Genomic DNA, 12,299 nt, shown 5'->3' with positions numbered 1-12,299 from the left:
ACTTTTACAGGTCTTTTCGCATATCAGGAGAGTCAGTAAATTCTTTGTGCCATGCTGTTACTTTTTGCCTTCGCCGCTTTGATCATGGTGCTCACACCGGGCCCGAACATGATTTACCTCGTCACCCGTTCGGTGACACAGGGCAGGAAAGCCGCCATGATCTCATTGTTGGGGGTTGCCGCCGGATTACTCTTCCATATCACACTGGTTTCTTTTGGCCTTACCAGCATCCTGATGGCCATCCCTTATGCGTATACTACCCTGAAAACAATTGGTGTGATGTATTTGCTGTATATGGCGTGGCAGGCGGTGAAGCCCGGTGGGCGGGCGGTATTTGAAAATACCGGTCAACTTAAAAACGATACGCCCCTGCGTTTGTTCAGTATGGGATTGTTTACCAGCATCCTGAATCCCAAGATCGCTGTATTTTATCTCTCTCTTTTTCCCCAGTTCATTAAGCCGGAATATGGGCCTGTATTGATGCAGAGCCTCACGCTTGGGTTTATCCAGCTGATGATCAGTTTCACGGTCAACAGCCTGATCATCTTCTCTGCCGCGCGGGTAACGCGCTGGTTCAGCGCCAATCCCGGCTGGGTACGCGCCCAGAAATGGCTCATGGGCAGCGTCTTTGCAGGACTGGCACTGAAAATGGCGCTTGATAAAGGCAAATAACCTTAATCGATAAAACTCTTCTGATCAGTTGGTTTGCCCGTCTCCACATGGCGGGACGGCGCAAAGTAGTCGTAGTAGTAAAGATGGGCCTGTTCAAACAGTTCCATCTGCGGCTTCAGTCGTTCGATGTATTGATCGAAATTCCTTGACGCCGGCTGTGTCCAGGCTGCTTCTGCAAACGCCGTGATACGGGGGAACAGCAGGAAATCCAGCCTTTTCGGATTGGAGATGGTCTCTGACCACAGGCATGCCTGTACGCCCAGCACCTGCTTTTCATGCCCGCTCACCGCAGGGAGACTGGCAACAGAAAAATCATACACCGTCTTCAGGTTGTTGTACTCCCCTACTTTCCATCTGCGGCCTATTTTATGGGCACTGTCCTGTACAAAGTCGAAATAAAAAGGCAGGCGCGGGCAGATCACTACGCTATAACCTTTGTCCAGCGCCATTTTCAGGTTCTCCGGTTTTTCCTGTCTCCACCAGCAAACAATGGTTTTATTGGCCGGCAGGCTGGCCGTGGCAATTTCATCCCAGGCCATCACCTTGTTATGCAGACTGAATACGGTATCGGCCATACGCTGAAAGAAGTAATCCTCCACCTGTTTGCGGTTAACGAAACCTTTGGCTTTCATCAGGCTGATCACGCCGGTATCGGTATCCCATGCTTTGTTGCCGAAGGACACCTCATCGCCGCCGAGGTGGATCATGCCGGAAGGGAAAAGCGAAGCTGTTTCCTTCAGGATATCCGCCAGGTACGGGTAAGTACCTTCTTTGCCCGGGTTAAAGGTAAAAGAGGGGTATTTCTCCGTGCCACCGCCATCGAAGGCAGGATAAGCCCTGTTGGCCGCGCTGGCATGGCCGGGCATGTCTATTTCCGGGACCACTTCAATAAAACGTTCCTTTGCATACGCCACGATCTCGCGGATATCGTCCTGGGTATAGAAAGCAGCCGGCGCTTTAGGATCGTGATGGTTGCCGATGCCACCGACAGTAGTGAGCAGCGGATACTTTTTGATTTCCAGCCGCCAGCCTGGCGCATCTGTCAGGTGCCAGTGAAAGCGGTTTAACTTGAAGAAAGCCATCCAGTCGAGAATGGATTTCACTTTCTCTTTCCCAAAGAAGAAGCGGGATTCATCGAGCATAAAGCCACGCCATGCATAGCGGGGCGCGTCGGTAATGTTCCAGCAGGCCACATGCCGGGAGGTACCGGTAGGCACAGTTGTTTCCGCCAGCTGCAATAATGTGCTGATGCCGTTGAAAATGCCTTCCGGACGGGTCGCAGCGATCACCGCGCCAGCCTTGTTCATCCGGAGCGTGTAGGCGTCAGGGTTACCACCTGTCTTACTGCGTTCCAGGGTGATCACCGTTGCCTTGCCGGATGATTTGCCTTTATCCCCATGGCTGATATTAAACCGGCGTTCCAGTTCTTTACTGAGATAGTCGGCCAGCGGACGCAGGCTGTTGTCTTTCGCCGCGATCACTACTTCATCGTTGAGTATCATATCACCGTTGGCCCGGGAAGACTGTGCCGGCAGCGGAATAACAGGGCAGGCCTGTTGCGCATATGATTGCTGGCAACAGACCCACAGGAGCATACTTAAGAAAATTGGCTTCATTGTTCAGTTGATAATTTCAGGTTGATAGTTTCGGAAATGACCAACACACAAGATACAGTTTTGCCTATATTTTTCTGAATACTACAATACCATTGTGGCCACCGAAGCCAAAAGTATTGCTGACAGCCACTTTCACCTCTTTTTCGATGGCTGTTTTTAAGACAATCTGTAATCCGGCAGGGATGGCCGGGTCCAGCGTTGTAGTATTGATCGTAGGCGGTATGATGCCATCCGTGATGCTTTTGATGCAGGCGATGGCTTCAATAGCGCCCGCAGCGCCCAGCAGGTGACCTGTCATGGATTTGGTGGCGCTGATGTGCAGATGGTCAGGCGTAGCGCCGAACAGTCGCGTAATCGCCGCTATTTCGCTGAGGTCGCCCACCGGTGTGGACGTAGCGTGGGCATTGAGATAGTCGACTTGTTGAGGGGCCAGTTCCGCCTCTTGTAAGGCGCTTTTCATGGCCTGTAATGCGCCGAGGCCTTCCGGGTGTGTGGCGGTCATGTGGTACGCGTCTGCCGTCATCGCTGCGCCGGCCACTTCCGCGTAAATATGGGCGCCACGGGCTTTGGCATGTTCGTATTCTTCCAGTACCAGTGCCGCGGCACCTTCGCCCATGACGAAGCCGTCGCGGTCCGTATCAAAAGGACGGGAAGCTGCCGTGGGATCGTCATTCCTGACAGACATCGCTTTCATGGCGCAGAAACCACCTACCGAAGCGGGGGTGATGGGTGCTTCAGAACCGCCGGTGATCATCACTTTGGCTTTACCCAGACGGATATAGTTAAGTGCGTCCATAATGGCCGTATTGGAAGTCGCACAGGCAGACACCGTGGTATAGTTGATGCCCATGAGGCCGTATTTGATGGAGATCATACCCGAAGCCATATTGGTGATGAGCCGTGGCACGAAGTAGGGACTGAAGCGCGGGTTATAATCGCCCGTCACGTATTCTGTTACCTGCTCTTCGAATGTCTGCATGCCGCCCTGGCCGGAGCCCCAGATCACGCCGGTATCAAACGGGTCCATGGCGGAGAAGTTGAGCCCTGCGTCACTGATGGCTTCCGCTGCGGCGGAGAGTGCGTATTGTGTGAAGGGGTCTGTCTTCCGTATTTCTGCCTTGTCGAGCGCCGTTGCGGGGTCATACCCTTTCAGCTCACAGGCAAATTTTGTCCGGAAGCGGGAGGCGTCGAAGCGGGTAATAGTGGCAGCACCGCTGGTTCCTGCCACGAGGTTGTTCCAGAAGGTGGCCACATTGTTTCCCAAAGGAGTGATCGCACCCATACCGGTAATAACAACTCTTTTCATAGTATATGATTTTATGAACGTAAGTCTTCCAGCAGTTGCCGGCTGATCCTGTCGAATGTGTCAGTGCCCATGACCCTGGCCAGCAGCAGGGAAGATTGAAGATTGGAGATGACCAGCAGGGCCCTGTCGCCCGCTGCGCCTTTGAAGTGCAGGCGTTTGTTTTTACGGCCGTTTTCCAGTACGGCTGTTACCCATTCCACGATGGCTTCTGCCATTTCATTGATTTTTTCTTGCATGGGTGGCGTCAGTGTTTCATAGTCAGGCGCCAGCGATCCCATCAGGCATACGTTGCCCGCATGACAATGCCTGCGGAACACGTCGAATAAATGGGCGAGTTGTTCGTCTTCCGGCAGCTGCCGCCACAACCGTGTGTTATGTTGAAAACGTTGCATCTCTCCCATTACCACGGCAATGCCCAGGTCGGCCTTGGATGGGAAGTGATAATGTACCGCAGCGTTTTTTACCGACAGCGGGTCGGCAATGTCTTTATAGCTAAAGGCGTTGAACCCTTTTACGCGGATCAGTTTATCCGCCAGCGACACTATTTTATCTTTCATGAGCGTCATATCATCCCTGCATTAAAGCGCCTGCAAAATACTTACTTACTAGTAAGTAAGCAAATATTTTTAAAAAAAATTTGGTAAATTCAAATCAATGCTTACCTTTGCAACCCCTGATCACAATATCAGTTGCCCAGATGGCGAAATTGGTAGACGCACTGTGTTCAGGTCGCAGCGCCTGCAAGGGTGTGCTGGTTCGAATCCAGTTCTGGGCACTAAAAAGGAAAGGTCGGAGATATCTCCGACCTTTCCTTTTTTAAGTACTTCCCAATCCTTTACTGGCAAGGCGATCAGCTCCAATATAGGGTTAGGCTCAATGGTTCGATAATAGTAATCAGGCAGGTTGTAAATATTGTGCATAAGAATACCCCTCAGCACCATCATCTGTACGAATGAGCCACCATTGCTCATTCATTTTACTGATTAGTGTAACAATTTCACCATGTGCAGCCTTTCCAACGATTGGCTGATCCGTTCCCGGCCCTTTACGAATATTAAGATTGGTTGATTCAGTGACTACTGTCAATTTAGCCCCGGTTACTGCGGTAGCTACCTGAATATCCATTACAACATCTCCGCTAAGAAAATTTGGATCTATCTGCCCATAAATATTCCAAAGCTTATCTTTAACATCCCCGCTGGGAGCAGTGCCATTAATATGCAATACTCCATCCTGTTCCGCAACTTGCAGATCTGAAACACCAGATGCTGTCGCTGTATCCAGCAAATCTTTGTATTTGTCCTGTAATGCCATAAATGTTTTAGTTTAAAATGGACTGACTTATTTTACTTTCAAACCTTTTGCATCTACCTTTTTAGGATGTAATGCATCTAATGCCATCTTTAAGGTTTTCCAACGATCTGCTTTCTCTTCGCCGGTAACTGTTAATACACCATCTTTTACGTCTACTTTTACGCCAGGGAAATCTTTCACCACATCAGCTACCGCAGTTTTGAGTGAATCATCTGCTGTTACCGCTACAGGTGCAGGTGGAGGAGGAGGCGTAACTGTGATGTTATTAACCACGCTCTTAACATCTTTTACAGACTTAGCTGCTTTTTCAGCAGATGTTTTCTCTTCCTCAGTACTTACTGTACCAGACAATGTTACTACCCCTTCTTTTACATTGGCAGTTACTCCGGGAGTAGATTGAACTGCTGTACTAACTGTGGTCATGATTTCCGAATCTTTCGGTTTGCTCTTACAAGCAACCATGAAAAATAGCCCAATGGCCATGATGGAAGTCGTCAGATGCCTGAGTTTCATAGTTTCTAATGTTTTAAAAGTGATAAATTCCACCAAAAGATAAGTATCTTTTTTTATCCTGCAATAAAATCGCGGTCAATTACTTATGATTTAATATTAAAAACGCTATGAATAACGGGCTAACTGTTAACTATACACGAGGGATATATATCAATACACGGTTTCACCGCTTTCTCCCACCATTCCCGACACAAATTTGACACACCAAATGACACCCCAGATTCTTGTGCCGGCACCAGCACACATCTCCATTTCATCGAAAAAAGCATATCAGTTTTCCCTGCGGATAAAAGACAATAAATCCCCACAGCTACCGGCTGCGGGGATTCTATTACAGATCATTTGAAAAGTTGTTCCAGTTGCTGAGTCAGTTCACCAGCTGCATCTCCGTTACCGATGTACCGGCCCACTATATTTCCTTTTCTGTTCAACAGGATTTTTGTAGGGAATGCGTTTACACCGAATGCCGTTACCGCATCAAATTTCTTTCGTTGCTCATTATTCAGTAACTGGTACCAGGGCAGTTGGTCCTTCATAATAGCCTGCAGCCATGCTTTTCGTTGCAGCAGGCTATCTTTGGCTCTCTCTTCGGCAATACCAATAATGGTAAGTCCCTGTGAATGGTATTTTTCGTATAGCTCCTTCAGGTGAGGATGACTGGCCCTGCATGGGCCGCACCAGCTTCCCCAGAAGTCGATCAGCAGGTACTTTCCCTGCCATACATCCCCTGTTATCATTTTACCATCAGGTTGTTTTTTAGCAGCTATCAGCCTGTTTACCAGGCGGGTATTTTCCTGAATGGCATCTTTTTCCCATTGCTTATATAACGCGCTGCCGCCGGGTACTGTTTCGCATAGCCCGCGTAAATGAGAAGATAACAAACTATCCTGTTCTATGCCCGACAACTGCATGCCGGCAAGTACTTTCAATGCCTCTTTCTTCTGACCGGTGGCCTCCAGTGCACAGGCATAGGTATAGGTAAGGTTATCCGTCGCAATGTTGTAACCGCCACGGGTGATCTTTATAAGGAATTTTTCTTCCGGGTCCATCGGGAAAAAACTGCCGGACACTGCGTATAACGGGCTAAGGTATGCCACTGCTTTCGCCGGCTGATTGCTGGCATAAAGCGCTTTCCCTAATACTGACAGCAGCTGATTGTAAATACGTATTGATATTTCATCTTCCTTATTTTTTATAAACAAAGGGAAGATACTATCGGCGGCGGGTTGCAGGAGTTTTACAACATCGGCATAGTTCCCTTTTTGATGCATGACGGTGGCTACATTTTCTGTGGCAAGGAGCTTCTCGTCCGGATGGATAATCCCGTTCAGCCAACGCATGGATTTATCCATATTTCCGGCTGCGGCATACTCCCGGGCTATACTGCCTTCCAGTAAACCAGTATTTCCGGAAGGGTCCCGTTGTTTTATCTGCTCGAGAAGGATTGCTTTTTTATCAGGGTCCTGTTCGGTAAAAAAAGCCTTATTGAGCGCTTGCCGTATGGTATCCGTTTGTGCGTGTACGTTAGTTACGTAAAAAGTAAAGAGAAAAGTTGGTATAATAAGTATCTTTTTCATATTAAAATTTGTTACGGGTTATTGATCATTCCGGGATTCTGGTTTATCACTATCTGTGGTAATCTTAAAGTGAGCCGTTCCGGTTTCAGTGTGTAGGTACCTTTTAATTTGCCAGTTGCATCGTAATAGAAGTGTTGATAGGTATCAGCGGCAAAAAGAGGATCTGTAGACAGCCGGCGCATGTCGAACCAGCGGTATCCCTGCAACGCAAACTCACGGATACGTTCTGTTATGATAAACCTGATCATATCCTCCTGATTCAGGCCAGGGGGAAGCACCGCTTCCGTTGCGCTCATTCTTTTTACACGTAATGCCTCTATATCAGTCCGGGCGCCGGCCAGGTTATTAAGGCGCGCTCTGCACTCGGCCCGTAGCAGGTATAGATCGGGCAATGTAACGCCATTGTTGCACCCGGCTATACCATACTTACCCATACTTCCGGGAACAGGATAAGGCAGGGAGGAAGATGAATTGGCTCTTAGAAATTTCAGGCGTTGATCGGTGGAAGAATAGCTTTGTACTGTTTGCGGAGTAAGTGCAAATTCGGTGCTGAAGGCTGTCCAGTAATTAATAAACTGCCTGGCAAACAGGTTTTCTGTATTATTGGAAACGCTGGGAATACCAAATGAAAAGGGAGGATACACAGGGTTATATCCCCATGGCCCGTTCGCAGCCATTGTTATATTCAGATCGTACAATTCCATGGTAGTGGCGGGTGTGCCGGCATCTGTGAGCGATACATTGTTCATGGCGTCTTCCAGCAATGGCAAGGCAGCCTCCGGATTGTTCATGAAAAGGTATATCTTACCCAGCAAAGCTTGCGCAGCGGCACGTCCCATACGTATCCTTGATATGATCTTCACTGGCAGGAGCGGAATGGCATCACGGAGATCTTTGATCATGAAGTCATATACTTCCTGTACGGAAGCCCGGATAAATTTATTTTGAGTCACATCTGCAACTGTTACCAATGGTACCCCCGGATCACCAGCTGCCGTTGATTTATTATAGGGTTTGCCATAATAATTGATCAACTGAAAATAACTCCAGGCCCGCATAGCTTTAGCTTCCGCTATAAGCGATTGTTTCTGCTGTTCGGTCCCCCCGGTAGAATTACCCGTTTCATTAATGATCTTGTTGTAGATGTAAATATCCGAGAAGTCCAGTTCCGGAGCCTGTTCGTCGTTCTGATATATGACATCTTCCCAGCGGAAAAGCCGTTGTGCCCGCAGGGTGGTCGTCAGGAACATATTGTCCACAGCAAGCACTTCATCTCCCAGGGGAACAGTCACTTCATTGTTTCTCGTAATGAGCGAAACATTATTAAACAGCTGGTCGTAGTCGCCGGTATTGGCAGCGATCAGCTTTCCTTTCGGCCGTATATCCAGAAAGTCCTTATTGCAGGAATATGGCAACAATACGGCTGGTAACAGGATGATATGGATTATTTTCTTTAAAGTAATTTTCATGACTACATCTTTTTAACTGCTCAGAATTTTACATGTGCGCCTATGGAAAAGCTGTGCTGGTTAACAGGTACGCTTCTGGTGCCGAGAATAACGTCATGGAATTCCGGGTCAATACCATAGCGGTTTGCCTTCCATAACATGACGTTGGAAATACCGGCACGGAGCGTGATATCGGAAGTATTGATCCTGGCCACCAGTGCGGCCGGCAAACTATAGGAAAGGTTGATGTCCCTTATTTTTATATAGTCTCCTCTGAAAAAATTGATATCCCCATAGGTGTAATAATTAATGTCGCGCCTGTTGTAGTTCTCTGCGCTGCTGCTGATGTAGGAGGGGATATTGGTGAAAGCTTCATCACCCGGTTTTTTCCAGCGGTAGGCAAAGTCGGTGTACATGTTTCCCTGGAACTGGCCTGGGTTGGGCATTATCCTGCCGTAGAGCGGACCTGTCAGTTGTCCTGTACCTGGTACATCGCGCCGTAGCATTGCGCCGAAACTATAAACCATATTCATGGTGAGCCAAAGGTTACGGTACCGGAATGCGTTGGTGAGGCCTCCGGTTACAGTGGGCTGGTAAGAACCCATATACCGCATGTCTTTTACCAAAGCAACTCCCACGGTTTTGGTAACACCTTTATCGTCCAGGTAAATCTGAGGATCGCCAAGATTATCCAGTCCTGCGAAGCGGTAGGCAAATTGCGCAAAGGCGGGATAGTCTTCCATAAATTTGGTATTGATGAGTGTACTGCCGGTGGTAACGGGGTATTGCAGGTTCAGTTTTGTAATACGGTTATGGTTCCAGGCTCCTGTTAAAGTTGTAGTCCAGCTGAAATCCCGGTATTCCAGGTTAATGCTGGTCAAACTGAATTCAATTCCTTTGTTTTTGATATCGCCGAGGTTACCGATAATGGTGGTAGCGCCCGAGAAAATATTTACCGGTATACTTCCAATCAGATTGCTGGTATGCCGGAAATAAACATCAATGTTACCGCTGATACGGTTCCGGAGAAAAGCATAATCTATCCCGAGGTTAAGGTTTTTGGTGCTTTCCCAACTTAATTTACGATTGGCGTAGGAAGAGATGAGCAATCCCGTTCCGCCGGGATAGGCGGTGCTGGAGGTACCGCTCAGGATATCAAACGATGCGGCGGTACCAGGGAGCGGCTGGTTGCCGGTAAGGCCATAAGTGGCACGAAGGGCGAACCTGTCCAGCCAGGTGAAATGTTCTGCAAATGGCTCCCGGTGCAGCATCCAGGCTAAACCCGTACTCCAGATAGGTTTATTCTGAACGGACCGGTCATTGCCAAACAGGTTGGACTGGTCGTTCCGGAGACTGGCATTCATGGTATATTTCCTGTTATAGGTATAAGCCGCATTGCCATACCAGGAAGTAGTTCTTGCTTCCGGTTCAATTTCATTGTAGCCATCATAGCCCAGCACGCTTCTTCCGTAACTGTTTGTAAAAACCGTATTAGTAAGACCATTAGTCAGCATGCTGTAGTCCACCGGTTGCGCTATCAGCATATCCGGATCGTATCCTCTCACGGTGGTAGTAACGATATTCAATCGGTTCGCAGTAGCTTCCTGTCCGCCTAGCAGGACGAGCTGGTGGCGCAGGTCGGCTGTTTCCATATCATACACCAGTTGGTTGCGTACTGTCCAGTTTTGCTGATTGGCGCTGGCTGTAGTGAGTTTGCCACCTCTGGAGGGCAGGTAATACTTAGGTACGCCGGAAGAAGTCGCGGGAGGCACCGTGAAACCAACCAGTTCATTGCGTACCTCAAACGATGATTGGTCAGCCAGGGTGGTAGTCTTGCCTGCTCCACGGGTAAAACCATAAACTCCTTCGAAGCGGAGTCCCCGCAGCAGCTTTACGGTCACCCCGGAGGTAAGCATGGCCGTCAGGCTATTCTGACGGGTATAACCCGCATTCATCTCATTCAACGGATTATAGTCGAGGTTTACACCACTGAGGGCCTGGTAGCGGCTGGTGAGGGAATCAGTGCGGTACAGCCAGGGCATGGAGATGTTGTTGCCCTGTGCATCCCGGAACAACTGGTAGGGAACAAACTGGTTAGTGACATTCAGCATGCGTTTGCCGGTTGAAACATTATTGATCAGATTGGTGATAAGAAAAGCGCTGATCCGTTTGTTAAATGTGATATCCTGGCGAACGTTTACCTTGTAGGTATTGGTCATATTGCCGGGAGTATTGCCCTTGTTGCCTGTGTAGGCAAAGGAACCGTAAAAGTTGTAATTGTTCGTACCTCCCCGTAGCGACAATGTATGGTTGCTAAGCCAGGCATTTTGATACAGGAGGTCTTTTATCTGCCTGCGGTTGTCGGTAGCGGCGAGGCTGTCGAGCTGCGCATTGGCTACAGCTGCGGGTATCAGTCCTCTGTATTGGTCGTACAATATTTTTTCCGCAGGAGTGATAACGGCCTGGCCATTCACGGGCGAGATCTGTACATTGTAGGGGTTGGCTAAAGGATCAAAAATTTCGCGAATGGTGGATACGTATTGGTTGCTTCGCATATACGGCTGGTAATCCAGGTCAGGTTTGCCGCGGAAACTGATGAAGCCGTCGTATTCCATTTTCAATGCTTCATTCCTATTGCCCTTTTTGGTGGTGATCACAATAACCCCATTAGAGGCCTTACTACCCCAGATAGAGGCCGCAGTCGCATCTTTGAGCACTACTATATCCTGTACATCGTTGGGGTTTACAGCGGAGAGGTCGGCGATGGCGATGCCGTCCAGTACGTACAACGGCGCTTTTCCGGCATTAATGGATGAAAGGCCTCTGATAAGAATATTGTTACCTGATGTGGGGCCTGAAGTACTGAATCCTGTAGGAGCATTGTTCAACACCAGACCGGGAACAAGTCCGTCAAGCCGTTGTACAATATCCATGCTGGTGCTCCGGTTGGCCACTATATTCATATCGGCCCTGGCGAAGCTGCCGGCGCTCCTGTCTTTCGACAGCGTCTGATAGCCGGTATTGTAAACGGTTATGCTTTGCAACGCGCTGACTGATGTGGAAAGGACCAGGGAATCCAGCACCAGGGGTTTCCCTGCGTTTACGGCAATATAGCGGCTGATGGGCTGGTAACCGATATAGGATATATCCAGTTGATAGTAGCCGGGAACAACATCCGGGAAATTGAAATCTCCGGCAGTATTGGTAGTAGTGCCCCTATTACCGGGTTTCAGCCGTACCGTAGCACCTCCAATGGGGACGCCGCCCGTGCCTTTTACTTTACCACTTACCGGTTGTGTTGACTGAACAGGCTTTACTGTCTGCTGCCTGATAAAAATGGTTTTATTCTCGATGGAATAATCCAGCTGCCTGCCTTCCAGTAGCGTCTGAAGGAAGCGCTGCAACGGCATGTTGCGGGCATTAATAGTTACCGGGGCGGCATTTTTCAGCATATCCGGTTCATAAAAAATAAGATAGTCCGTTTGTTTTTTGACAATGGAAAAAGCATCTTTTAAAGGAATGTTTTCCACTGAACAGGTAACTGTTTGCGACCATCCGCGTGCACTGATGTGCAGGCAGAAAAACAACATTAAAGTAGCGGTTAGCTTCATAACACGCAGCGTTTTGGTTGATAACCGGCTGCTTTTATTGATACATCCGATTCCCCGGATCAATACCTCACGGAGAGGCATGGGAATAGCAGGCCGGTTACAAAGTGCCTCAAATTGCATACTTTCGTAACGGTTTGGTTGGTAAAAAAGAATTGTCGTGCAAAGACTTTACAATTGATCTATCCGAACTACAGACGGGAGTGTTAGCGCACTCCCGTTTTTTATCCGGTTGATCTGCATTC

At 48.6% G+C, this 12,299-nt stretch carries 9 protein-coding genes and 1 tRNA gene; 2 read left to right on the top strand and 8 right to left on the bottom strand.

The features are described from left to right. The first annotated feature begins 51 nt into the window (after nt 1-51). Complete coding sequence (locus tag HHL17_RS11850) at nt 52-672, top strand: LysE family translocator (protein WP_169224926.1); 621 nt, start codon at nt 52-54, stop codon at nt 670-672. 2 nt (nt 673-674) lie between these two features. On the opposite strand, the gene HHL17_RS11845 is transcribed toward HHL17_RS11850, so the two are convergent. From HHL17_RS11845 to HHL17_RS11835, 3 genes are all read right to left on the bottom strand, one after another. Then, complete coding sequence (locus HHL17_RS11845) at nt 675-2,288, bottom strand: beta-N-acetylhexosaminidase (protein ID WP_169224925.1); 1,614 nt, start codon at nt 2,286-2,288, stop codon at nt 675-677. A gap of 64 nt (nt 2,289-2,352) precedes the next feature. Further along, nucleotides 2,353-3,594, bottom strand: coding sequence for a beta-ketoacyl-ACP synthase II (gene fabF, locus HHL17_RS11840; RefSeq protein ID WP_169224924.1), 1,242 nt, complete (start codon nt 3,592-3,594; stop codon nt 2,353-2,355). Nucleotides 3,595-3,605: 11 nt separating this feature from the next. Beyond that, the gene (locus HHL17_RS11835; RefSeq protein WP_169224923.1) at nt 3,606-4,151 is read right to left on the bottom strand and encodes a TetR/AcrR family transcriptional regulator; all 546 of its coding nucleotides are present in this window, start codon (nt 4,149-4,151) and stop codon (nt 3,606-3,608) included. Between the two features lie 134 nt (nt 4,152-4,285). Between HHL17_RS11835 and HHL17_RS11830 the strand changes: the two genes are divergently transcribed. Further along, nucleotides 4,286-4,369: transfer RNA gene (locus HHL17_RS11830), tRNA-Leu, on the top strand. Between the two features lie 119 nt (nt 4,370-4,488). On the opposite strand, the gene HHL17_RS11825 is transcribed toward HHL17_RS11830, so the two are convergent. The 5 genes from HHL17_RS11825 to HHL17_RS11805 all read right to left on the bottom strand — a co-directional run bounded on the left by HHL17_RS11825 (nt 4,489) and on the right by HHL17_RS11805 (nt 12,057). Continuing rightward, on the bottom strand, nt 4,489-4,908 hold the full coding sequence (locus HHL17_RS11825; RefSeq protein WP_113613791.1) for an SH3 domain-containing protein: 420 nt from the start codon (nt 4,906-4,908) through the stop codon (nt 4,489-4,491). 27 nt (nt 4,909-4,935) lie between these two features. Continuing rightward, nucleotides 4,936-5,421, bottom strand: a complete 486-nt coding sequence (locus tag HHL17_RS11820) for a BON domain-containing protein (RefSeq protein ID WP_169224922.1) — start codon at nt 5,419-5,421, stop codon at nt 4,936-4,938. Nucleotides 5,422-5,759: 338 nt separating this feature from the next. Continuing rightward, nucleotides 5,760-6,998, bottom strand: a complete 1,239-nt coding sequence (locus tag HHL17_RS11815; RefSeq protein ID WP_169224921.1) for a TlpA disulfide reductase family protein — start codon at nt 6,996-6,998, stop codon at nt 5,760-5,762. Between the two features lie 11 nt (nt 6,999-7,009). Next, nucleotides 7,010-8,467, bottom strand: coding sequence for a RagB/SusD family nutrient uptake outer membrane protein (locus HHL17_RS11810; protein WP_169224920.1), 1,458 nt, complete (start codon nt 8,465-8,467; stop codon nt 7,010-7,012). A gap of 20 nt (nt 8,468-8,487) precedes the next feature. After that, nucleotides 8,488-12,057 carry a SusC/RagA family TonB-linked outer membrane protein gene (locus tag HHL17_RS11805; protein WP_169224919.1) on the bottom strand — a complete coding sequence of 1,190 codons (3,570 nt, stop codon included), beginning with the start codon at nt 12,055-12,057 and terminating at the stop codon, nt 8,488-8,490. Nucleotides 12,058-12,299: the final 242 nt, after the last annotated feature.

It is taken from the genome of Chitinophaga fulva, from assembly GCF_012927205.1.
Taxonomy (GTDB): domain Bacteria; phylum Bacteroidota; class Bacteroidia; order Chitinophagales; family Chitinophagaceae; genus Chitinophaga; species Chitinophaga fulva.
The sequence above is the reverse complement of the archived record's forward strand: the minus strand, read 5'-3'. Positions and strand labels throughout refer to the sequence as shown.